Annotated in this window: 20 protein-coding genes, 1 other RNA gene and 1 pseudogene; 5 read left to right on the top strand and 17 right to left on the bottom strand. The window is 39.6% G+C overall.

The annotated features are described in order from the left end of the window. Nucleotides 1-14: 14 nt before the first annotated feature. Both SporoP8_RS16080 and SporoP8_RS16075 read left to right on the top strand, forming a co-directional pair. Entirely contained in the window at nt 15-1166 is a 1152-nt protein-coding gene (locus SporoP8_RS16080; RefSeq protein ID WP_085133451.1) for an IscS subfamily cysteine desulfurase, read from the top strand. Between the two features lie 16 nt (nt 1167-1182). Then, nucleotides 1183-1722 (top strand): transcription repressor NadR, encoded by a 540-nt coding sequence (locus SporoP8_RS16075; RefSeq protein WP_085133450.1) that lies wholly within the window; start codon nt 1183-1185, stop codon nt 1720-1722. A gap of 13 nt (nt 1723-1735) precedes the next feature. Here the strand turns inward: SporoP8_RS16075 and SporoP8_RS16070 are convergent, their stop codons facing one another. Continuing rightward, entirely contained in the window at nt 1736-2428 is a 693-nt protein-coding gene (locus tag SporoP8_RS16070) for an LrgB family protein (RefSeq protein ID WP_085133449.1), read from the bottom strand. Next, nucleotides 2425-2802, bottom strand: coding sequence for a CidA/LrgA family protein (locus SporoP8_RS16065; RefSeq protein WP_085133448.1), 378 nt, complete (start codon nt 2800-2802; stop codon nt 2425-2427). Before SporoP8_RS16065 ends, SporoP8_RS16070 begins: the two co-directional genes overlap by 4 nt. Before the next feature lie 243 nt (nt 2803-3045). Here SporoP8_RS16065 and SporoP8_RS16060 point away from each other — a divergent pair, with 243 nt between their 5' ends. Next, nucleotides 3046-3282 carry a cold-shock protein gene (locus SporoP8_RS16060; protein WP_085133447.1) on the top strand — a complete coding sequence of 79 codons (237 nt, stop codon included), beginning with the start codon at nt 3046-3048 and terminating at the stop codon, nt 3280-3282. A 52-nt stretch (nt 3283-3334) separates the two neighbouring features. Here the strand turns inward: SporoP8_RS16060 and SporoP8_RS16055 are convergent, their stop codons facing one another. Next, nucleotides 3335-3532 (bottom strand): zinc-finger domain-containing protein, encoded by a 198-nt coding sequence (locus tag SporoP8_RS16055; protein ID WP_085133446.1) that lies wholly within the window; start codon nt 3530-3532, stop codon nt 3335-3337. Nucleotides 3533-3641: 109 nt separating this feature from the next. On the opposite strand from SporoP8_RS16055, the gene SporoP8_RS16050 reads away from it, so the two are divergent. Continuing rightward, nucleotides 3642-4043 (top strand): reverse transcriptase-like protein, encoded by a 402-nt coding sequence (locus SporoP8_RS16050; protein WP_085133445.1) that lies wholly within the window; start codon nt 3642-3644, stop codon nt 4041-4043. 1092 nt (nt 4044-5135) lie between these two features. On the opposite strand, the gene SporoP8_RS16040 is transcribed toward SporoP8_RS16050, so the two are convergent. From SporoP8_RS16040 to SporoP8_RS15980, 11 genes and pseudogenes are all read right to left on the bottom strand, one after another. Next, the gene (locus SporoP8_RS16040; RefSeq protein WP_085133704.1) at nt 5136-5579 is read right to left on the bottom strand and encodes a DUF4181 domain-containing protein; all 444 of its coding nucleotides are present in this window, start codon (nt 5577-5579) and stop codon (nt 5136-5138) included. Between the two features lie 702 nt (nt 5580-6281). Next, nucleotides 6282-6548: a hypothetical protein gene (locus SporoP8_RS16030; RefSeq protein WP_085133442.1), complete on the bottom strand. Its 267-nt coding sequence runs from the start codon at nt 6546-6548 to the stop codon at nt 6282-6284. Nucleotides 6549-6866: 318 nt separating this feature from the next. Next, nucleotides 6867-7655 (bottom strand): glutathione-dependent disulfide-bond oxidoreductase, encoded by a 789-nt coding sequence (yghU, locus tag SporoP8_RS16025; RefSeq protein ID WP_085133441.1) that lies wholly within the window; start codon nt 7653-7655, stop codon nt 6867-6869. Between the two features lie 328 nt (nt 7656-7983). Then, entirely contained in the window at nt 7984-9255 is a 1272-nt protein-coding gene (locus SporoP8_RS16020) for a GIY-YIG nuclease family protein (protein WP_085133440.1), read from the bottom strand. Nucleotides 9256-9942: 687 nt separating this feature from the next. Continuing rightward, nucleotides 9943-11224: pseudogene (locus tag SporoP8_RS16010) on the bottom strand (IS3 family transposase). A 127-nt stretch (nt 11225-11351) separates the two neighbouring features. After that, on the bottom strand, nt 11352-12380 hold the full coding sequence (locus SporoP8_RS16005) for a M14 family zinc carboxypeptidase (RefSeq protein ID WP_085133439.1): 1029 nt from the start codon (nt 12378-12380) through the stop codon (nt 11352-11354). A 57-nt stretch (nt 12381-12437) separates the two neighbouring features. Further along, nucleotides 12438-13631 carry a M14 family zinc carboxypeptidase gene (locus SporoP8_RS16000; RefSeq protein WP_085133438.1) on the bottom strand — a complete coding sequence of 398 codons (1194 nt, stop codon included), beginning with the start codon at nt 13629-13631 and terminating at the stop codon, nt 12438-12440. A gap of 441 nt (nt 13632-14072) precedes the next feature. Continuing rightward, nucleotides 14073-14303, bottom strand: a complete 231-nt coding sequence (locus SporoP8_RS15995; protein ID WP_085133437.1) for a hypothetical protein — start codon at nt 14301-14303, stop codon at nt 14073-14075. 972 nt (nt 14304-15275) lie between these two features. Further along, nucleotides 15276-15875 carry a metallophosphoesterase family protein gene (locus tag SporoP8_RS15990; protein WP_085133436.1) on the bottom strand — a complete coding sequence of 200 codons (600 nt, stop codon included), beginning with the start codon at nt 15873-15875 and terminating at the stop codon, nt 15276-15278. Between the two features lie 6 nt (nt 15876-15881). After that, a complete protein-coding gene (locus SporoP8_RS15985) occupies nt 15882-16706 on the bottom strand; it encodes a sulfurtransferase (protein ID WP_085133435.1) in 825 nt (274 codons plus the stop codon). After that, the gene (locus SporoP8_RS15980; RefSeq protein ID WP_085133434.1) at nt 16703-20296 is read right to left on the bottom strand and encodes a dynamin family protein; all 3594 of its coding nucleotides are present in this window, start codon (nt 20294-20296) and stop codon (nt 16703-16705) included. The genes SporoP8_RS15985 and SporoP8_RS15980 overlap by 4 nt, the downstream gene beginning before the upstream one ends. A gap of 257 nt (nt 20297-20553) precedes the next feature. Here SporoP8_RS15980 and SporoP8_RS15975 point away from each other — a divergent pair, with 257 nt between their 5' ends. Next, nucleotides 20554-21012, top strand: coding sequence for a chemotaxis protein CheX (locus SporoP8_RS15975; protein WP_085133433.1), 459 nt, complete (start codon nt 20554-20556; stop codon nt 21010-21012). Nucleotides 21013-21071: 59 nt separating this feature from the next. Here SporoP8_RS15975 and SporoP8_RS15970 read toward each other — a convergent pair whose 3' ends face one another. The 3 genes from SporoP8_RS15970 to rnpB form a co-directional block, all read right to left on the bottom strand. Then, nucleotides 21072-22973: an ATP-dependent DNA helicase gene (locus SporoP8_RS15970; protein WP_085133432.1), complete on the bottom strand. Its 1902-nt coding sequence runs from the start codon at nt 22971-22973 to the stop codon at nt 21072-21074. Nucleotides 22974-23035: 62 nt separating this feature from the next. Next, a complete protein-coding gene (locus tag SporoP8_RS15965; RefSeq protein ID WP_085133431.1) occupies nt 23036-24163 on the bottom strand; it encodes a THUMP domain-containing class I SAM-dependent RNA methyltransferase in 1128 nt (375 codons plus the stop codon). 141 nt (nt 24164-24304) lie between these two features. Beyond that, nucleotides 24305-24680, bottom strand: an RNA gene (rnpB, locus tag SporoP8_RS15960) — RNase P RNA component class B. Nucleotides 24681-24717 lie beyond the last annotated feature (37 nt).

Raw genomic sequence — 24717 nt, 5'->3', positions numbered from 1 at the left:
AGGAGGTCATTCAATTGCATTACTTTGATTACGCCGCCACGACGCCACTCCGTGAGGAAGCCGCCTCGGTCTATGTGTCGGTCTCTCAACAACAGTTTGGTAACACAACGAGCCTCCACGACGCAGGAGGGGCTGCGCAAAACATCTTGTCCCATAGTAGACAAAACCTTTCTGCACTTTTAGGGGTACGTCCTGAAGGGATATACTTCACTTCGGGTGGTACGGAAAGTAACATTCTCGCACTATTATCTTTAGCTGAGTCGGCAAAGAAAAAAGGACAGCATATTATTCTTTCCGCTGCAGAACATCCTTCTCTCCATTCAGCTGCAGCGTACCTGGAAAGACAAGGGTTCTTTGTTACGTTCATTCCTTTTACAACGAAAGGCTTCATCGATTTACTAGCTCTCGAAAATGCCATTACAGAACAAACGACTGTCGTATCCGTGCAACACTGCAATCCAGAAATCGGTACCATTCAACCGATCCGATCTATATCTGAACTAGTAAAACCTAAAGGGATTTATTTGCATAGTGACTGTGTACAATCTTTTGGTAAATTATCTGTGCGCGCCATCTCTCCATATGTAGACAGCCTGTCTATATCAAGCCATAAAGTGCATGGTCCAAAAGGGGTTGGTGCAGTCTATATCGATCCACATATTCGTGCAGTTCCGCTATTTCCAGGAGCTACACAAGAGAAAGGATTTAGAGGTGGAACGATGAATGTACCGGGAATTGCTGCATTCGTTACGGCAGCTGAGCTGGCAAATAGTAATGAAGTCAAGTACGCTACATTACGCTCTCTCTTTATTGATATACTCTCTACCCAGCAAGATGTATTCACTTTCTATGGCGGTCTCCAGACATCTGATCAACTTCCGCAAATTATCGGTCTATGCGCCAAACACTCAGAAGGACAGCTCATTATGTTAGAATTAAATAGAAGAGGATTTGCGATATCGACAGGTAGTGCTTGTCAGGTCGGTCAACAACAGTCATCAATGACAATGACTGCGATGAATATCCCCGCCCATTTGGCGAAAGGATTCATTCGGATTTCATTTGGTGAGACATCAACTAGTGAAAACGTCACCCAACTGGCAAAAGCGTTGCTTGAAGTTGCAGTATTAACACCTACTGTACAAATCCCGATAGATATTTTATAGATGGCAGGTGAGATTTTTGCGACAAAAAGCAAAAGTGGCAGGAGAGCAGCGTCGAAATTTGATTCTCCAAACGTTAAAAGAAGCAAATCATCCCGTTACCGGCGCAGAATTAGGTGATTTAACAAAAGTCAGTAGACAAGTAATCGTTAGTGATATTAATTTGTTGAAAGCAAAAGACGAACCCATCATGGCGACGAATCAAGGATACTTATACACGCAGTCAACTAAAAGTGTAAAAGACATTGAAAAAATCATCGTCTGTAAACACGCTCCTGAACAAACTGAAGAAGAATTGCATATTTTAGTCGACCACGGCGTAACTGTCAGAGATGTACGGGTAGAACATCCTGTGTACGGCGATGTGCGCGCATCGATCATGGTATCGAACCGGCAAGAAGTCAAAACGTTTATCGAACAGATCCAGCAGGCACAAGCCCCTTATCTATTGAATTTGGACGAAAGCGGGATTCATTTACACGCTATTTCTGCTCCACGACCAGAACAACTACACGATGCGGAAGAAGCATTAAAAAAAGCGGGATTCCTAATTGAATAGGAATTCCGCTTTTCTATGGAAACAACCAAATACCAAATATAGGACCGACAAGTGCGCCGATAATCGCCGATAAAGTCATGGCAACCGAACTCATGGAAGCCGTTTGTTCCCCGTATTCAAGCGCTTTAGAAGTTCCAATCGCGTGCGCACCCACTCCAAGGCCAATGCCCTGACCAATCGCTGTATCAATCTTGAACCAGCGATTGATCCAAGGACCCATTAGGATTCCAGCAAGTCCGGCGATAATGACAAATACCGTCGCTAGCGAAGGTATGCCACCGAGTTCTTCCGCTATTTGCATGGCGATTGGGGAAGTAATGGATTTTGGTAAAATACTCGCTAGAAGTTCAGTTGAAAATCCGACCCATCTCGCTGCGAGGACACCTGTCAACATCCCGACAACACCTCCGACAACGACTCCACCAAAGATGGGCAATACATTCTTTTTGATGACATCCCGTTGCTTATAGAGTGGAATACAAAGAGAGACGATCGCAGGGCCAAGCAACGCGTCAATCCATTTACCACCTACCATATACGTTTCATATGACGCATCGAATAACGATAACAAGACAATGACTGCGATAGTCGTTGTCAGGATAGGTACTAGAAACGGCGAACGTAACCTTACGTAGACGACGTTCATCACAAAATAAAGAATAACCGTTAACAATATCATCGTGAAGGCAAGTAAGACTGTATTCATGAAAGAGTCCCCTCCTCTTTCACATGGCGCTTGGCCATAAATTGGCTAACCAGACTGGCGACGACCATCGTGATCAATGTACTACCGATTGTGATCAAGATCAGTAGACTTCCCTTACCTGCGAAAACATGACCATAATCCATCACTCCAACCGTTGCAGGAATCAAATACAATGGTAAAGTCGATAAAAATACATATGCCCCTTTTTCCACCCAGCGAAGTGGGATGATTTTGATCGATAACAGTCCCCATAACACGAGCAAACCGATAATGCTCCCCGGCAAAGGAATGGATAGTTTGGCGCGTAAAAACTCACCTGTTAAAAATAGTATGTATAAAATTCCTACTTGCAAAAGCGGGATGACAATTTTCACTCCAACACTTCCTTATCTGATTCTTATGTATAAAAAATGAATACTTCTTCATTATAGGGAATAGTCAGATAAAAACCAATACATTCCTTGCTATTTTTGAATAGTAATCAGAATATTCCTTCTAACATTGACACGCTCGGCCCACTCATGTATAGTGTAAGAAGCCGTATTGGGCAAGTTGTCAGTAGTAGACTTGTACGTTACGTGTGGAGATGGATTTCTAATTGCCGAGGAGGAATTATTATGCACCAAGGTAAAGTGAAGTGGTTCAGCAGTGACAAAGGGTATGGATTTATCGAAGCAGATGATGGTGAAGATGTTTTTGTGCATTTCACAGGAATTGCTACAGATGGATTTAAGACACTGGCTGAAGGTCAAACAGTTTCTTTTGAAGTAATTGAAGGAAATCGTGGTCCACAGGCGGCTAACGTATCGACTCTTGAGGATGAAGTGCAACCTCATCTCGACGTAAACAGCTGAATTTATAACATAAACAAAGCATCCACGCAGTTGCGGGATGCTTTTTCGTTATTTATTTGGATGCAGTACTGATCTTGTTGATTTCTCTTCCAAGGAATTGCAACTGGTCTCCTACAGTACAGTCAGAAATACAAAATTGGTGAGCGCCTGTTTTGCCGCGTTCGTTTGTTAGTTGTTTTTTCACGTAACAACCTTCACAATATATATCGAGCAATTGATTAATTTCTTTCATGACAACTACTTTATTCATTAGAAAAGAACTCCCACCTTTCTTCTTTCTATTTTAAGTCGGCTAACGGGATGTTGCAAGTGTTTCTACGTTTTTTACATTTTATTACCAGATTGGAGAGAAAAATCTCATGTTGGAAGTGTACATAGACGGTGCTAGCGCAGGTAATCCTGGGCTGAGCGGAATTGGCGTGTATATTAAAGGAGAAGGTCAGGATGTCCGGATTAGTGAGTCGATTGATCCGACGAATAATCATCATGCGGAGTTTCAAGCGCTTGTGAGAGGTCTTGAGGAGGCATCTAAGCTGACAACAGGCATGGTGTCGGTGCGCTCGGATTCGACGGTGGTCGTACAGTCGATGGAGAAGGAATTTGTCAAGAATGAGCAGTATGTACCTCATTTGAAGGAGGCATTAAGACTCGCGGCGACGTTTGATTTTTTCTTTATTAAGTGGATTGCGGACAGTACAAACAAGACGGCAGATACACTTGCGCGGCAAGCAATATTGACGCAGAAGAAGCAAAAGGAATAAACTAGGCGCGATGTTTTGTTGTCATTTGAGAATTCGACATTAAAAGAGTGTACTGCTGCTACTTTATTTTATTCGCAAAGGTCGTGCTTCATGACGACCTTTCTTGCAGGGGGACTCAATCTGATTAAGTAGTAGCTATAATTTGATCATTGAGTCGGGTTGAATGGCAGCCCTCTGCAATTATCGGCATTCAATTGTGGTCGATTGTATTATTATTTTTACACTTGTATAATTGGACCTATGTTATTTTGAATAACATTATTTAATTTATTAATTTCTAAATCCCATTTATCCAATGCGTAATGAATAACTTGCCTAATAATTTTCGAGTATGTATGTCCATTACTTGTATAATCTGCACTTAATTCCTGTCTATCTTGTTTTAATAGCACTATAAGTTCCTGCTTTTATTCAACTGTCATATATTCAAAAATCAACCTTGATTTTCTATCCAATTATATCCCCCTCGTATGCAAAAGTTACAAACTCAACATTCTGGCCTGTTTGGTGCGTAACGGTTGTTCAGTTTACGCACCCGATGACAGGATTGTGGTTTGACCCCGTTGATCTGAGTTGCAACCGAACGGTTCCGGAGTCGCCAGCTGTAACGAAGATCAACTAAGCGGGTGCTAATAAACCATGTGCACAATCGCACCCGTTAACGAAACTAAATAAATCATTAGTAAGATATCTTTTTGCGTTGATATCTCATAAATTCTAGAGTATAGAAATTTATAAGTGTTAGCACTGGAATAAAAAATGCAAATACTAGTATTCCTAAACTGCTAAAAACACCACCTGTTTGTTTATGAAATACTTGTACGTCTAAGTTATAAAAAATAACAGTTGCTATTAGTAAAATCACAGAATTTAAAACCAATGCCGTTAGAGCACTTAGCCATTTATTCCTTTTCAGTTTAAATATCCAGATGCAAGCTATGGTCGAGATTAACAGAGAAAAAAGCACTGTTAATAACACTATTGCATTCAAGAAATCCCCTCCCATAACTTTATAATCTGGCCCGATTGCGATAAAGACGCAATTGCTTATAAAGCAATCGCACCCTATTCCGGAGTATTAATTTTAATAGGTTAGCCTTGTCCAAACACTCCGAAAAAATCAGTTATAAACATTGAGAGCAATAATATCGTAAAAAATGCTAATTCAACAATCGTTAAAATGTAAGCATTTCTGTTATCTGCATATTTCCATTCCATAACTGCCCTTACTACCTCAGTTAAAAAGATTAACATAAATAATAAAAAGTATGGTTCAAAAAATAAAATTGAGTTCAATGGCTGTCTCGAAATATTAATAATACCTCCGACTATCATTGCAACAATAAAGGTAATTCTAATTGTCCAATCAATTTTCTTGTGCAAGGGATTCAAATGATTATGTGAGAATGGTTTCTTTTTTTCAACTTTAAGAATCCTTCTCATAATTGCGCTAAACGAAAAGATCAATAACCCAATGATAGTTAATAATAAAATAAGTTTTAGCCAGAAAGATGATTCAACTCCATAATAAATCATTCCTTCAATCTCACCCACTATCTAAGGATAAACACTTAGTCAACTTTAATATAATAGCCTAATCCTACAACACAGGGCGCAGATCCTTATTCAAGAATTGCGCCCGTTTATCGAAGAGTGTTATTCATGAAAAGCACCCTTTTGTTGAAGGCATTACGTTAGACAATGAAGCTAAAAACCATAACGCAAATTTATTCTAACAATCAATTCAACTATTGGTGATGTAAACGCATCCGGAATCATTGGTGACGGTAAACTTTCTTTACGATTCGTTAAGCCGAAAGATGCTCCATCCAGATCAATCCAATCCAATTCGTCTGTACCGTGAATTTTTCCAATGAAATGATAATCAGCTACATAATAATATGTTCCATCTTCATTTTCAGCGGCTCTCCAAACTTCTGCTTCTTTTCTTGCATCAATGTCAAATTGCTCAAAAAACTGCTGTATGGCTGGAGTTGTTTGAAAGATCGCTTTTTCGTAATACGTACACTCAGGACATCCGCAATGGGCTTTGTCAGAAACAAGTGGAAGTTCCCTATACAGTTTCTTTGTTTTATTCTTATCTACTTCAACGATGTATCCACTAAATATAAGTTTTCCAATTTCTCATCCCTGTCCAATTTTGTAATCTGGCCAACATAAAAAATAGGTGCAAATCCTTGTTAAAGAATTGCACCCTAATATGGAGGATTATCCCACTTAATTGTAAACACCCTTTGTAAACTTATGTGATATAAAATAAGCAACGATAGCTGATAAACTAACAGTTATTAAAGTAAACAAGAACGAGCTGCCATTTGAAAAAACTTCTACCTCTTGGGATAGATTAGCACTTGTTTTCCAGGCTTCACCAATATCGGGAGTGTATGTAGAAGTTAGAAAGATCCCAGATAACACTTGAAATGAAAGAATCAACAGTGAAGAAAGTAATATAAAACCAACAAGAAAGACTATATGCTTTTTCACGGTTTCCCCTCCTTCCTTTATATATTTATTTCCTACGTTAACAATACTGTATTCACAAAAAGGTTCAATCTAGGCACAATGCCCAGTTCTCACTTACTTTATATACGAATGAGTACTGTATAAGTTTCAGTAAATTGAATTTATTAAAGAAAATGGCCCGATTAATGAATAAGGTGCAAAACTCTTATACAAGAATCGCACCCATTTTGTAAAATTAACCACTCTTCCTATTCACGATACCTTTGTCCTTGACATGTCTATATAAGGTTTCAATTCTATTTTAAAGAAGAAAATCCTCAATACATGTTTTTTTGGAAATTACTCCCCAAGCGACTGATACTCTGCTGCAAGACCTTTTTGAACGCCTGGTCGTTTCGCAATGCGATGAGACCATTCCAAGAGATGAGTATATTCATCCATGTTTAAAAATTCATAAGAGCCTTCATACAATTTCCCTAAAGCTAAACGTCCGTACCAAGACCATATCGCAATATCTGCAATAGTATAGGTATCACCAGCAATATAAGAGCGCTGAGCTAATATTTTATCTAGTAAGTCTAATTGACGTTTCGTTTCCATAGTAAAACGATCAATTGGGTATTTCATAGGCTCTGGCGCATAAGCGAAAAAGTGACCAAACCCTCCACCAATATAAGGACCCGCCCCAATTTGCCAGAAGAGCCAATTAAGGGTTTCTGTCCGTCCATGAATATCTGTCGGAATCAGTTTATTAAATTTCTCAGCCAAGTAAAGCAAAATCGACCCTGATTCAAAAATTTCCACACGTGGACTTTGACTTTGATCGACTAGGGCTGGGATCTTAGAATTAGGATTGATGTTGACAAAATCTGAACCAAATTGTTCGTCGGCACCAATATTGATTTCATACAAATCATAGTCTGCACCATCGACATCCAACTCTTTTAATTCTTCCAACATAATCGTCACTTTAATACCGTTCGGCGTTCCGAGTGAATAGAGTTGGAACGGTGTCTCTCCGACTGGTAGTTTTTGTTCAAAACGTTCACCGGCTGTCGGACGATTTCCACCTCTATTCGAATTCTCTGCTTCCCACTTCCACACGTTTGATAATTCATATTTTGTCATCTGAACACTCCTCCTACTATCTATTTATTAACTCCATCATACTAACTGTATAAAACTATTCCTACTATTTAGTTTATCATCTATTTGTATTACAGCTTATCGTTATTGTTCTTACACTAAATTTTTCTCTGCAAAAGGTAACTGGGTAAACTTCATCTGGATCTATGTCAATATTCATTCTTATTTCCTCCCCTTGCCAAGGGTAAATGAATTAGAGAATAATTGATTTGGGTACCCAATACATTCATACGCAGTTATTATTCCGCAATTATGGTCCGTTAGAAGCACATGTGTTATCCAGCAACTTCGCCCGATAATTGCTAGTTTTTTATTTAGACGGCAATGCCATCTTCTTTTGCTTCAATACAAAACTTTTTTCTCGGCGTACTTTCAGTTCCATAATCGTAGTATTTCCTTGTGGACCTGTACGCTCGATTGCTTCATCAATGATTGCTATTTCATTATCATAATCTTTTAGTTTTCGATAAGCCATTGCATATGATCTATATAATGCTGGTGCATCATATCCGTTATATCTTGCTTTATCAAATAACTCAATGGCCTTTTCTATATTATCAGCTTTTCGTTCCTTCTCACCTTGCTCCCAATAATGCATTCCCTCATTATATCCTTTACTCCAATCGTGTAAGTTCTTTATCTCAGTTAATGGAACTCGTTTGTGAACCGGATTAAATAACACTTCTTCTTTTGAAATTGCTTCAACTTCACCATACTTGTTTATTAAAAATCCCCTTACATCTAGCAAGTGGTATGTTGGGACCTTCCTTCCAAGCCTCTCCATAGCCTTCTCTTGGTCAACTATATAGTTTTGTAAATAATCATCCCCAATAAATATCCAAGCCGATACAGACTTTGCGAATTGGGTTGTTAAAACTCTACTGCCATTCATTGATAGCAAATGTAATGTTTCTTCCTTATATTTATCAAGATTCCCCCCATAAAGAATTTCAATTTCATCTCTCATACTTCTGGTAATGAAAACCACCGCGCCCAAGCTTTCGATCTTGACCTCATCAAACGCTTGAGGTTTCACCCCAAAGTAATGCTCCTCTATCTCACTTGCGTATAAATAGGGCGGGGTCTCAAATTTTAATTCAGGAGTGTTTGGACTACGATCATACCCATTGTCTCTTTTCGCTAGGAGTGGAGTTATACGATTCGTTAGCCTGTCGTTTGTTTCATTTAGTACCCGTGTCATTTCTTTGTTTTCCAACTCTATTGCTTGATCTTCAGTTAATCCCGTTCCAATAAAGCGTGTATCAGTTTCATACAGCTTGCGTATCTTCTCTGCTTCATACGCTCGTTCGTGGAATTCCTTATAACGATCGCCACGTCCTTTTCCTATATAAAAGACTTCTCCGGTTTCTTTTATAAACCATTCGTATACATAAAAATCTTCTTTCACACTGCCCGTTGAAACACCAACGGATGATGCAGAAATAATCCCATTGTAGTCATCATCTATTGAAAAACTTAAAGTTGGTCCTATGATTGAATTTTCTTCGCTTTTGGGTTTCTGTGCCTCAATCTTATTTTCTACTTGTTTTTTATTTCCGAACAACCTTTTAAATATCTCCATCTTTCTCAACCCCGTTTCTAATTATTGTTTTACCATTACCCTATAATCATCATATCAGAGTTGTATTTATCAATAACGTGTTTCTCAATTGATGGTGATATGGACTTTGCTGTTGCATTAATAAAACTTTTTGCTTGGACCATTTTGTAATTCCAACTTTTTAAATAAGCTTTACAATCGTTAATGGTTATCAAGTAAAGCCATGTTTTAATTTGTGCGTCATATCGAAACGAGTTGAGTTTTTTTAACATTTGATAAACGTATTTTGAACTATGTCCTCAGAAGCCTCTATATCTTTCAAATAAGAAAATATTAATCGTACCAACTCATTATCAGATTCAATCATCACTTTTTCTAATATGAAATCTGTTTTCTTCTTTATACAATCCACTAGCTCCCCTTCATCGTACTTCAAATTCAACCATTAGACGATTATCAAATCATAATAAGTTCAAGCCTTTGAAACATTTACTCAAACAAAGATTCTTCTATTTTAGCTGCTTTTATTCCTATAAGTACTTTTCATAAAAGTGCATACTTAAAATTAATATATAGAAAATATAGTTGAACCAAAAAGCCTGTATCTTAGATCACAAAGTAATCTAAACTGTACCCTTTGTAAAGGACAATTAAAAAAGCCTATGCTGCTTGTTGAAGTTGCTGCCTGTATTTTGCAGGCGGCAACTTTTATAAATCCCACTGCCCACGATCATGATTGTAATATGTCATGTAACTTTTAATTTCACGTTTGACTTCCTCTAATGTTGCACACTCTTTTATGTTCGTTTCGTCCTTAAAATGCCCGAAGAAGGATTCCTGTGGCGCGTTATCCCACAGTTTCCCCGTCTGGACATGGATTGACCCAGCCCCATCCGTTTAATAACTGACTGAACTTCCGAACTCGTGTAATGGAAACCTTGATCCGAATGAATAAAGGCACCTTCTGAAAGATGGTCATGTTTTCTCAATTTTTGAAGGGTGTTCAGCACAATTTCTAAATGTAGTGAAGAGGATACTTCGTACGCCAAAATTTCGTTTGTCTCTGCGTCCTTAACTGTGGATAAATATGCTCGTTTTCCATCTTTATATGTTAAATAAGTGATATCGGTTAATAATACTTTTCCCACTATACCTTGTTTAAAATTGCATTGTAATAGATTGGGACACGTACGATGTTCTTTTGTTGCCTTCTCCATACGTCGATAAGGATTCACCTTACGAATCGGACAGATAATATTATATTTCTTCATGATACGACGAATGCGCTTTAGATTATAGGTAATATTATATTGATTTTGGAGTATCATTTTAATTTGGTGTGCATCTTTTTTGCGTCCTTTGAAACGATAAGCCCTTAAAATGAGATCCCTTACCATTTCATCTGCTTGTTCTTGCACTACTCGTTTTTGCGACGACTGTTCCGCAAAATAATTATAATAACTTGAACGAGAGACACCCATTACTTCGCATAAATAGCTTACCATCGGCTTCGAATTATACTTATTAACGGTGTAAAGGATTAATTCAAATTTCACTCCTGTCAGGATTTTTATTTCCTCTTCAACGCCTGCCTTTCGAGTAAATCGAGCTTTTTAAGTAATTCATTCTCTGCACGTAATAATTGGTTTTTGGCTTCTAAACGATCAATTTTCTCCTCAAGTGTTAGTTCGCGACCTACTGGACGACCCGCATTATCTTTACGTGTGTCCTGTAAACCGTTCACACCCTCTTTTCGATACGCAGCACGCCAACGCTTACTAGCGGAATGTACACGCTCTTTACCGATTAGCTCAACGTCAAGACCTGCTTCCTCAAATATCTCCCCTGGCAATTTACCTTTTTCGTATTCTGAAATAAAATGACGTTTAAATTCATCTGAATAAGTAATTCCTTTTTCACTGACTGCTTTCACATTGGGATTACATTTTAGTTGATCCTGTTCTTTTTTAGTAAATAATATGTTAGTCATTTGATCCCACCCCCGAAATCTTTTTTCATAATATACATAAAAATACCCTATAAGAGGGACTTTTTCAAAGTGTCCATCTTATAGGGTACAGTTTATTTCTTTCTCCACAGACTTTTTGTAGAATGATTTATTCAGTAGTACGCGTTGTTTGGAACGGAAGTGTATCCCAGAAAGAAATGTCTTTCGTTTCAATGGAACGATCTGCAATTGCACGCACTGTGGCATCAAGTGTGGTAATCGTTTGTTTAATCAAATAACCATTACTCTTTTGCCCTAATACATATGATTCATAGGAATGGTCTGACATTCCACGCATCTCAAAAAGTAGCGTGGAGATCCCATATTCTACTGCAATACCGTTCCGACTAATTGTTTCAGCTGAACCACCATTATATTTTCCTAAATGGCCCCAACCTTTCTTTTCGATAGAATCATAAACGACTGCACCTAATTTTTTGGATTTCAGTACAACATCCTCATCTACGTTTGGAGTCGTAGGATAAAGGATTGATCCAGAGACGTATTCGTTGTCAATCTCACTCTGTGTACCTTGGTGATGCAAGTCAATCATATAATCAATGTCATATTTACGCATAACGTTGTCGTGCAAAGCTTTTGTTTCAGGTTGAATTTTAGTAATATGATCCCTGTTCAAGTCGATTCCGAGTGCATTATAACGTGTCAGGTTACGGCCACCACTAGCGATATAATCATCGAGAGGGAAATCGACATCACCCATAGCTCCGTCTGCATTAAGCATTGGCACTATGAGAATATTAACTCCATCAGCGACGCCCTTCATCTTACCTGTGCCAAGATGTTTAATAAATTCAAGTGCCCCTTCTGTTGTTAGTTGCTCGTTTCCATGCTGTTGTGTTAAGAAAAGGATTGTTGGATTTTTAGGGTTTTTCATATATTTAACAAGATACAAGTCCCTTCCCTTCACGCTTTGACCAATTACTTCAAGTTCCATATCCTTTTGTTTCGCTTCTTCCTTTTTTAGGAAGTTTGAAAGTTCATCATACGTATGCAATATCGAGGTGTTCACTGTTTCATTGCCACCGTAATTTGGTCCGTTTCCTACTGCATCGACAACCGGAGAGATGCTAAGCATCATTGCCCCTGCCATTGAAAGTGCGAAAAATGTTTTCTTCATCTAACTTCCTCCTAGTTTGCTATATTTAAATTATCTAATCCAGCAATTATTTATTCATTAATTCGTCGGTCTGGATGATGTGAGCGGAATATTCTCGTAGTCCTCTGGATTTAGATTTTTCACAGAATTGTCAGCAACCGCATCAATGATACCAGTCAGGCCACGTTCAACCGCTTTCACAAGTCGTCCATTTTCTTTGTGCCCCATCATTTGCGTTTGGCCTTTCACTTCAAAAAGTACGGTACCACTTCCGTTCAATGCATAGGAGCCAAGAGCCGTACCAGGAAGGTCTAGACCTTGCGAATAAAGTGAAATGTTAGTAAATGGCGAATTTCCGTAAGACTTTAATTCATTGTACGCAGCAACGTTCAATTGCCTTGAAAAGTCATAATTATAGTTGTCCTTGTATTGGGCATATTTTTCACCTGCTGGTGTATTCGGATCTGGGACAAACTGGGCGGATAAGGAGAGCGTCACATCGTTAGCTGTACCTGCAACATAGTACATCCCTTGGTGGTGCAGATCGATGAAGACATCCACTTTTCCATAGTCTTCTTTCAATGACTTGTATACATCCCTTGCTGTTTGTGCTTCAGGCGTAATGAACCACCCCGCTGTGTTTGATCTACCTGGGAAGTCTTCCGCCCGTGGTATATAATTGAGATCCGGATTGAAGTCGCGATTCACATCAAATCCAGGATTTTTACCGTAATCGTAACTTTGGCTTATGCCCCGATTTAGGTAGTTCCAAGAAGGTGATGCCCCGTTAAGTTGTGGGAATTTCGCGATCACTTCATCCCAAGTCATGCTATTTCTTCTTTTGTCTCCTTCAGACGCATCAGGATTCATCATCGGCATGAAAACGAGTGTTACCTCTTCGCGAATTTCCCTTGCTTGTTTTGAGTTATTTGATAACTTTTCTAACAAGTTAAGGATTGCAACTGTACCCGTCTTTTCATTCCCGTGGATTTCACTTTGTATAAGGATAACTTGATCCCCAGTACCAACTGTCGCTTTGTAAATATCCCGGCCTTTGTTTGACTGACCAACCACTTTAACCTCAACAATCCCCTTGCTTGACTTCTCAATTTGTTGAAGCTTTTTTTGTAGTTCACCGTAATTTGTGAATCCTGAAATCGAATAATCGTGATGATGTGGTTCCTGAATGTCTGTAGTGTCTGCAGCAAATACAGGCACAGCGAGACTAACGCAAAGCGCTAAAATACCAACAATACTCCCCAATTTCTTCATAATAAACAACCACCCCTTCTTTTTGCCGAGTAACTTACCGTCCCTGATGGTCTAAACTAGAACACTTACATTCTCTATTAGACTTGCTTGCAATTCATCAATAGCATAGCACAGGGGAACTGGATGGTAAAACAATTTTGAATATTCGGTCCGCAAGTAGTATATACTAAATTAATAATATTATATTGTGATTATGGGTATATCATTTGTATTGATAAGTTTATGATTCGTAGTTCCAAATATACGGGCAACGAAATGAATTACGTAGACTTTACTAACCCTTTTTATAAAATGATATAGAGTAGCTACTTTAGTCATTGTAGGAAATTGACCTCATTTTTGTATCATCTTAATTAGAATTTTTAAAAAAGGGTCGTTATACTTGGTTTACCGTTCCAAATCTACTCTTTACGTTTTTAGATTTAACAACGCTACTTTCATTCAAATATGTTTCCGTAACGAACTAAAAAGAATAGCCCCATTCGCTGAATTATTAGCAGAAAGCCCTTCTACAGTTGATGTTGATATAGTTTTATCTATTTTCCCGTTTACACTGTAATGGATTTCTAACTGCCTATCATTATTTTTATTTACGCTGCTTAATTTCACTTTCAGGATAAGACGTCCTTCTTCTTCGATTTCATATTCTAGGATATTTTGTTTTCCACCCATAGTATCTCCGCGATGAAGTCAATAACAGCGGGCCGGTTTCCAAACCATTTAATAGGCACGACCAAAAAGTAGGTGTTATCTGCAGGGATGTCGTCAGTAGAGATATTGCCAACTGTAAACCTGCTTTCGTTTGTATTTATTGTCTCGGTACCCGACACGCAGCGAACAGTACCCCATTAAGCAGTAACATAAGACTAATGAATGCTACCTTAAGTACTTTTACATTTCTATTTGACATGACATTTCCCATCCTCAGTTTTATTTATGCAATTCGTTTCTGTGAAGATTCAATTATCATTACAAATCATCTTCATATATCCATCAATTTGACCCACTTAGTGATCAACGGTTATACAGTTAACTCACCCTTTTGTCGTAAACAATATATCTTTAAGTTTTGAAGTCAGCTGGCGTTCACAAGATAATCCATAAATATATATATGAAAAAGCTAAGTATATTACTTTGAAACTCTTGTTGTCCATTCCACGCACCCTTACCATCCGACACAATAATGAGCCTACTACAACTCTTCAAAAGGCACGTTTCAGGAATAATTCAACTTCCACAACTGCAACTATATGCTTTATTTATTCATCATGGTTGTGCTATCATGATCTATTTCAAAAATCAAAACTCCTCATCTTTTTCAACTACTACTTTTTCATATCTGATCTCTTTATCGATTATCATTTCAAAGTAGTTTGTTATGTTATTCAATTCAAATACTGTGCATTGATCAAATCTCACGTCACCAATAAAAATCGCTCTATTTCACATTGGACCTTCCTCTTCACAGTTTATATTACAAAATGGCGCATTTATTTAACGTCAAAAACTTTTTAACCCTCAACGCCGTAATAATAAGGATTCCCAATTGGATTTCAACAATAAAAAAAGCACCGCAAAATGCGATGCTTCCCATGTTATTTCACTATTCACTTCTCAACTAAACGGGTCAGACACAAACCCATTTAGCCTTGTAACACTTTCATAAATCTAACATTTTGTTTTTCAGAATCAAATAACACCCATTCTCTAGAGCCCACTACAGCCCCTACGTTGATAACAGTTCGAGAACCTTTCACTGACATCTCGTCGTTCCAGCTAATTGGTACGGATTGTCCTTCGCTCGTGAAGCCTGATTGGTGGGTATGCCCGTGAAAGACAAGGTGTGCTTCCGGTAGATGCTCAGCCAGCCATGCGTCAGCTTGCTTATGCGGCCACTGGTGACCATGAATGATCGTCGCTTCATCAGCGTTCAGAGTTTCAGGCAAGCCATTCAGGACGTTTCGTATAGGTTCTGATTGCTTTGTCAGCAACAGAATACGTTCTTCTTGATTGCCATAGATGGATGGAAAAGTTAACAACTCATGGATGTCTTCTAAATGTTTAATCACTTCTTCGACAGTAGGATAAATCTGCCCATGAAGGTCTTTTTTGCTGACTGTGCATTCATATAAATCGCCCGTCCCGATGATAGTTGCTTCAGGTGCTTCATCAGCAACGTGTGTCAGTACGGCTTGCAAATCTTCTTTGGATGAATGTATATCTCCCAGCAATGCGAATTGCATCGTGTATCAACCCCTTATTGCGGTTTCAATTGGTGCATCATCTTTAGATATCCAGTCGCTGAAACTGCCCACATATAATTTTACATTTGGATAGTCCAGTTCTTTAAGTGCCGCTAATAAAGGGGAAGCCGTTACGCCGCTGCCACAGTAGACGATGACATCATCTTCAGGAGAGACAATCTGTTGTAATTGCTCTTTTGCGTGTTGCACATCATACTGTCCGTCTCGCTTCAATTGTTCCCAGTCGAAGTTTCGCGCTGTCGGTATATGGCCTGCTTTATGATAAAGCGGCTCTTTTTCCCCGCGATAGCGAACTTCAGAACGTGCGTCGACAAGTTGTGACGCTCGATTGCCCGCCACCACTTCTTCTACTTCACTTCTACTTGCATATAGGTGATCTTGCCACTGCGGTTCCACTGTTGAGCGTACAGGCGTAGCAGAATCAGACGTTACGTCCACGTTTTTGCGTAATTCTGTATAACTTTCTGTTACGACATGCACATTCGTGAAACCTCCATACTGCAACATCCACCAAGCACGTGTTGCGAAAGGACCGCCGCCCTCATCATAGATCAAAATCGTATCTGTACGTTCCAATCCACTTTTACGGAATAATTCAGTCAGTTGTTCGGCAGAAGGCAAGGGATGTCGTCCACCTTCTACAGAAGCACCGGATAGGTCTTCTTCTAGATCCCAATGAATCGCGTCTTTTACGTGTTCTTTTTGATAATCACGTTTCCCCTGTTTTTCATCTTGCAATGAAAAGCGTGCATCGATCCATTTCGCGTGACTTGTCTCCATATCGTGAATAGATACAAATACTTGTGTCATTGAACCAACTCCTCTTGACGGATTTTTTCATAGATTTTTTGCCAATGTTCCAGCTGCTCCGAACCATCAAGCAACGTACGCTCCGATTCAATTTGTACAAGACTTTCCTGCAATAAATGAACACGCAACGCTTCCGCTTCATCGTCAATCCACAGGTCTGCCCACTTTTCAATACGTTCTTTTTGATCGCCAAGATAGCTAGACGCATCTTTTTTCAATATTTCTTCCAGCTTCACTTTCAAGATATCGCGATCACCGCGTTCAAAGAACGCCTTTTGATTTTTGAACGATTTATTCACTGCGCTGTAGACCATAGGATCTTCATATGGCGTCTCAAATGACAACATATCTTTATCGCTCGGCTCGTATGGAGAAGGCACGATCGACTGGTCCATATCGGCTAATGAACGAACTTCCATGCGTTGACGTTCTAGCAATTGTTTCTTCATGTACTGAAGAATACGTAAATTTGTTACTTTCAATTCTTGCGTCAAGTCAAAGCCTACCATATTAACTGTTTCCGCCAATGCGATTTTCAATGCTTTATCCGATGAGTTCTTCGCGAATGTCGACGGACTATATCCCTCTTTGAAGAAATCTCCGAAACGTAAGAATACACGCTGTAAAATATAATAGACAAGTTCACTCAATTCATCTTGAGTGGATTTCACTAAAATCTCACTTGCACTCTTTTCGAAACGTTCTTTTATTGCTACTTCAGCAGTCGCGAGCTCTTCTAGTCTTTCTGCTTTACGAGAACGGTTCTGAATCGTTCTGTCGATCAATGAAGCTAGACGATCGATCGTTTTCGTCGTTTCTTCTTCCAGTGCTTGCACGACTTGCGCACGTAGATCATGCTCGAGGAATGAATAAAACTTCTCTTCAAAATCGGCCATCAATGGATTCGGTTGTTGTGTCAATTTGCCTTCCAATGCCTCAAGGCTTGAAATACCGTGTACGCGTGGATTGCGGATTCCAAACTTCTGCAATTCATTGGCAACGAAGCCTTTTACTTCTTCGCCTTCTTCTTCATTCGAAGCAAGATCGATCGCGTTGACGATAAAGAACATTTTATCGAGTTCAAATGCATCTTTGACACGGCCCAGTTGGATAAGGAATTCACGGTCAGCACGTGCGAATGCGTGGTTATAGTATGTTACGAAAAGAATTGCATCGGCATTACGGATATATTCAAACGCTACGTCGGTATGACGCGCGTTGATGGAATCCGCTCCTGGCGTATCCACCAATGTGATTCCATGGCGAGTTAACGGACAATCATAGAAGAAATCGATGGAGTCGACGAAACAACTACGCTCTTCCTGTGCAACGAATTTCGTAAACTCTTCACGCTCTACCGTCAACGTCGTCCCAAGTGCAGGCGTATAAAGTGGATACCCTCTCTGAAATGCGCTGATGAATGACTTATGGATGTGCAAGTTCTCATCTTCAAGTGGTTGCTTCATAGCGACATCTGTTTTATTGAAGGCGTCTTCCAGTGAAGAAATAGTGATACCGAGTGCACCGAATGACAACGCGACGTCTTCTGTCATCGTCGCTTCATCCTTCAAGTGAATATCCGCAGTATTATGCAAATGCGTTTCACTTACTGGACGAATTCGGTTGATCGCAGCCGTTGTAGGATTCGGTGAAACAGGTAACACTTTTTCACCAATCAACGCGTTTGAGAAGGAAGATTTCCCCGCACTGAATGCGCCAAACAATGCCACTGTAAATTCCTGTCCTTTTAAGCGGTCTGCTTTCGTCATCAAATACGATGCCGTTTCTGCAAAACCAGGAATGGTCTCGACCGACTCGGCAATGTGTTGCGCATGTACGATAGCTGTTTCTGAATCAACCAGTTGACGTTCTTCTTCCACTATTTCTTCCACTTCTTCAGCAGTCGTTTCTTGCTGTTCTACTTTCGCTACATAATCGATTGTTTCGATTTTTTTAGGCTGTTCCCACTTTGTAACGAGTTGATCGCGGCCCATACGTGTCGGCGCTGAAGGATTAGCGATTTCTTTATCAACCCATTCCATACGCTCTTTCCACTTATTCATTTCTTTTAGTGCATCTACTTTTTCTTGTAGCACGGCAATCGTTTCAACAAGAGGTCCCGATTGCTCACCACCCGATTCTTTCGCGATGACAGACATCTCTTGTTTCCATTTATCCGTTTTACGTTTATACACTAAATGAATGGCACGCTTCATTTGCTCTGCATAATTCAAAATGGTTTCGCCAGTGATCACTTCTTGTACATGCAGTTGCTCATCTACTTTGTCAAACGGTAGTGTCAGATCCATATTGTCAATCGCAAGTGAACGCTCATCGGTTAAGATTCCGGCTTGCTTTAGTGAGCTTTTCATCAACGTTTTCATATAAATTTCGATTTGTGTATGCGCTAAACCTGAAATATTATCATCTAGCTTTTGACGACGTTTTTCGCGCTCTTCCGCTGTCTTCTTCGCGCCAAATAGTAAGCCTACTTTAAATTTCGGTGACTTGGCTTCCAAATGGTCTTTCAGTAATTCTCTCGTTTCAAACGGTGCCAGTCCTGCGTTCGACAATAATTCATTGCGTTCTTTCTCGAAATTCACATAGAATTCGTCACCTGAGACTAATTCCAAACGTTTTTTTGCATCTTTCAAATCTTGATTCAACTCTTCAAACTGATCCCACTCGGGTTCGCTAAGGATTTCTGAATGATTATCTTTCAAGTCATCCACTTGCTGCTGAAGATATTTCATATGCTCATCTTTTAATTTCAATAACGATTGCTCAATATTTTGTTCGAAATTCTCTTCTCGGTGTTCAATTGAACCGTCAACAATCGCTTTGACTTTTTCAAAATCATTATGCGGGTGATCCAGTTGTTTCAATGACGTGTAGAAAATCCCTTTTGGTTCTACCCCCCATAACTTAAACGAGTCTTCAACAGACTTTTTGAACTCATCAAATGATAATTCACTGTCACGATGCTTATCGATCTGATTAATAATTAAATAAACATTACTATTATAGCGCATTAATTCTTTTGTAAATCGGAAGTTCATTTCAGATTGTACGTGGTTATAATCCATCGTATAGAATACAAGATCCGCTAAGTGCAATGAAGACTCGGTAGATAGTCTATGTGCATCATCTGTTGAGTCAACGCCTGGTGTATCCATTACCGTAATTCCTTCAGGTAAATTGGATTCGGTATGGCCGATTTCAACCAATGAGACTTCAGCGCCATCCTTACTGTACGCTTTCACACCTTCAGAGAAACCATGGCCACTGAATTTCACTGCACTTCCATCGACGCGATGGATAATCGCATAATCTTCATCCGCCTTATGTACCTTCACAATATTCGCGCTTGTCGGAATAGGACTGGATGGTAAAAGGTCGTCTCCTGTTAAAGCATTAATTGTCGAAGATTTTCCTGCCGAAAAGTGTCCGGCAAAAGCAATCGTATATTCTTTGTCGATTATTTTATTAGCAAGTAATGTCGTCTTTGCTTTGCGTTCGTCGTCTTCATTGTTGGAAAAAATCTGTCCATATGTAGCGGATTGCTGTAAAAATTCATGGTTTGTAGACATAATCGTCGTCCTTTCAATTTTAACTCATCTCATCATACCATTAATGCGTGAAAAAATAGATAGTTACTTTATAAGTATTACTTTTAAAACCAAGGAGGTATGATGCAGCTATTCTAAATAAAATAAAGTCAGCGAATCTTGAAGAATTCGAATGATTAATGGAGCTGTAACTACTCCGTTAAAATTATCTAGTCTTTTAGACACTATAAGTGATATAATTGAACTAATTAACCGTTCGCGAAAGGGTGTTTCTTTAGATGGATACAGCAACAAATGTACAAAAAGTTTTACATGCAACGATAGCTTCTCTTACTACCGTAGTTCCATTAAAGTTCCAAGTGCTTTCCCCCGCCCTTGTACAGCAACCGTATGAACAACGTGAAATCAGTGTATTGATCGGCCTAATTGGAGATATTAAAGGTCGTTTAATTGTAGAGCCTACACATTCTATTATTAGTGACATTGGTTTAGCCATGTTCGGTATGCAGATCGAAGGGGAAATGGCTGAGTCATTCACTGGAGAACTCGGGAATATGATTGCGGGAAATCTTTGTACTGTATTGGAAAAAGCGGATCTGACGTTAGATATTTCACCGCCTACTGTCATGACGGGACAAACAAAATTTTATGGCTTTAAGCAAGCATTTAAAATCCCTGTAAAATTTGAGGATGGTCAGACGTTAAATTTATTGCTTACCATTGACGAAGAACGATAACAGGTAAAAAAGCGTGTAGATGACGGAACTCCGACATCTGCACGCTTTTTCTAGAATGTTCATGAAAATGGTACAGGTAACACACGTTCAATAGCCGGTAGTAATTGTATATTATCCGGTTTTACAAATAAATGAATCGAACCGTGATCATCGCTCGTTCGAATCAATCGACCAATTCCCTGTCGCAAACGCAACAGCATAAATGGTAGATCCACTTCGTCAAACGGATCTTCCGCAAATTCCCTTCTAGCTTGGAATAGCGGATCATGCGGTGGAAACGGCAAGTCAAAGATGATAACACGAGTTAACGCTTCGTTTGGCAAATCCAGACCTTCCCACAAATGATAGGAGAAGAAGACATTTACTTTACGTTGCTGGAAATCTTTCACCAATGATGAGAGTGAGCGTTCCCCTTCATAGGTCACCATGACGCTTTGTTCGAGTGGTAATTGATCGTAGGCTTCCATCATCGATTGCTTGGAACCGAACAATACCAATGTCTGTTCCTCTTCTTCAAGTAGTTCGGAAAGACGTGTGATGTTCTCATCCGTATTCCCTTGTTCCAAATGAATTTTCATAACATTTTCATAGTCGAATGGCGATGCGATAGAGAATGATTGATAATCTACAATTCCCAAACTATACGCTAAGTAATCAAATGATTTCTCAACTGATAAAGTAGCAGAAGAGAAGATAATCGGCATCGTTCCTGTAAATAACTTTTCTTTCAAGATGGACGTTACAAGTCTTGGCATAATGAGCAGTGTGCTTTCTTCACGGCGATTTTCAAGCCAATCTACCGCATCGTTGTCACCCGCAAATAGCTCCATTGAATAAATGTACTGTTCCAAATACTCTTCGACAATTTTCAAGTCATATTCAGGAATAACATATAATTCACCTTCAAAAACAAATTCTTCAAGAAGTTCGTGAGATAATGAAACTGCTGTTTTAGCATACTTCATCATTTCCTCATTCTTATCAATGGTTAGGCGTTCATTGTCATGTTGAATGGCATTACTTTTCAACTGTTTGAAAAATAATTCATGCGTCTCGAGCAATTGCTCCATTAACTGCAATGTTTTCTCTCGGATGCCATCCACCATAATACGTTCTAGCAAGTTGATAATCGTTTGTTCTTGTACTTCATATGTCAATGCACGCTGAGCGGAATACTCAAGTAAATGTCCTTCATCAAACACCACCATCGATACTTCCGGTAATAAAGGCAGTTGCCCTTGTCTAGCACGTGATTCTTTCGTCCACAAATGCTCCATATAGAAGTCATGTGAGCAAATGATCAAGTCAGCAGCTTCTCGATAATGATTACGATGAATCGTTTGCCCACAACGATTACGAATATCACAAGCCGCACATTGCATAATCGGGTGGTAATTGATCATTTCCCACTCTTCATCAGCCAAATATGGATAATCTGAACGCTCGCCGTAAGGATATACCGACTGCAATGAACGCTCTGCATGGACAAATTCTGGCAATTGATCTTCAACTAAATCGACAAAATCTTCGTTCGTCTTCATACTAGTTTCTTCCAGACGTTTTAAACAAATATACTGATTACGTGCTTTCGCCAAACGGACGTCCACTGTCATATTGAGTGCGGTACTCAACTTCTGAATATCGCCTTCTTCTTTGATCAATTGATCGATCAAAGTTTCATCAGCGCAAGAAATCACCGCTGGCTTCCCTGTATAACGCGCATACGCAATAGCTGGCAATAAGTACGCAATCGTTTTCCCCGTACCCACTCCCGCTTCTGCAAGCAAGACGTTTTTTTCTTTGAGTGCTTTTTCTATTTGAAATGCCATATAAATTTGCTCATCACGGCATTCGAATCCTTTTTCTGTTAAATCGTCATATAACGTATCCCCGAGCCAATCGTTGAGAGATTCATAAAACGTTTGCCCTTTATCCAACTCAAATGGAATTTTTGTATTCATACTGACTCCTCCTGAATGCAAGCGAAAGGAAGAGGGATCTACTCCTCTTCCTGCCCGTCTAATTATGAACGCTGTCCCCAGAACTGATATAAATCAGTACGGATGAAGCCGTTAAATAGTTTACGTTTTTTGGTTGCACGTTTGCCATACATCGTTTCATAGTTTTCAAGTGAAGATAAAATATATACTGACCATGATGGATACTGTTTCATAATCTCACCAAGTACTCCGGCAATATCTTCTGCTTCTTCCACTTCACCAAGTCGTTCACCATATGGCGGATTGGCGATCAAGACTCCATTTTGTCCTTCCAGTATCAAATCACGCACGTCTCGCTGTTCGAATGAAATCAAGTCTGTAAATCCTGCTTCCATAGCATTACGCTGTGCAACAGAGACGATATTGTGATCTACATCAAACCCGCGAATATCAAGTGCTAAATCATACTTCGCCACGTCCTCGACTTCTTCGCGAACACGATCCCACACATCCGCTTTCATCCAAGGCCATTCTTCACTTAAGAAGGAACGATTATAACCTGGCGCTAAATTTTGTCCAATCATGGCCGCTTCAATTGCAATCGTACCAGAACCACAGAATGGATCTACAAATGGCCGATTCGGGCTCCACTTAGAAAGTTTAACGAGTGCAGCTGCCATCGTTTCCTTTAGCGGTGCATCCCCTTGAGCCATACGGTAGCCGCGTTTATGCAAGCCTTGGCCGCTTGAGTCTATTGTCAATGTTACTTGATCTTTTAATATAGAAACTTCTAATTTAAAAAGTGGTCCTGATTCACTTAAGAATCCAGTTCGTTTATACGCACTATTCAATCGTTCAACGATCGCTTTCTTCACAATCGCCTGACAGTCAGGTACACTGAATAATTTTGACTTAACCGATTTACCTGAAACGGGGAAAGCCGCATCTACCGGCAAGAACTCTTCCCAAGGCAAAGCTTTCGTCCGTTCGAATAACTCATCAAATGTAAAGGCTTTGAATTCGCCCACAATAATTCGTACACGGTCGCCTACACGCAACCACATATTCGTTCTCGCAATTGCTTCTTCGTCACCCGTAAAATAGACTTTTCCGTTCTCTGTTTGGCAATCGTAACCAAGATCTTTTATTTCAGACGCGACGATAGATTCAAGTCCCATCGCAGCAGTTGCTACTAAATTGTATTCACTCATGTTTCAACACTCCATTCTTCACTTCTGGTCAATATGTCCTTTCGATCTTTGGAAAGGTATATGTATTCGTTCGTTTCTATAAAAAGAAAAACTCTCCCAAAACTGTAGGAGAGCTAATTGTAAGGTAAATGCCATAGAGTATTCTGTAAGCCATGTTTTGTTCTTCGGTACTCAAACGGCTCGCGCCTCGTACTTGAAGTGGTAATCATCTATCTACAGACAATTGCCTGTTCCTTCCTCCATTGAATTCTTTCGGAAGAACGCCCCTACCATAATTTGGGTTTCTCACTCGTGGGGTTTACCCGTTCCACTCGACATGTTTCCATGCCGACTACGTCACTGTGGCACTTTCAGAGAATCTAGTCCATATCCGAAGACTTAGGAGTTATTCCCGCCATCAATGCAAATGCATTGCCCCGGCTTATTTTTTCACCGAGCACGAACACTACGGTCATCTCAGATCCGTGTGAGCATGGACTTTCCTCTACAACCGAAGTTGCAGCGATTACCTGAATACTCTCTATGGCACTCCTGAGTATACACCAAATCAGTTA

The sequence above is a fragment of the Sporosarcina ureae genome (genome assembly GCF_002101375.1).
GTDB classification, from domain to species: domain Bacteria; phylum Bacillota; class Bacilli; order Bacillales_A; family Planococcaceae; genus Sporosarcina; species Sporosarcina ureae_B.
The sequence above is the reverse complement of the archived record's forward strand: the minus strand, read 5'-3'. Positions and strand labels throughout refer to the sequence as shown.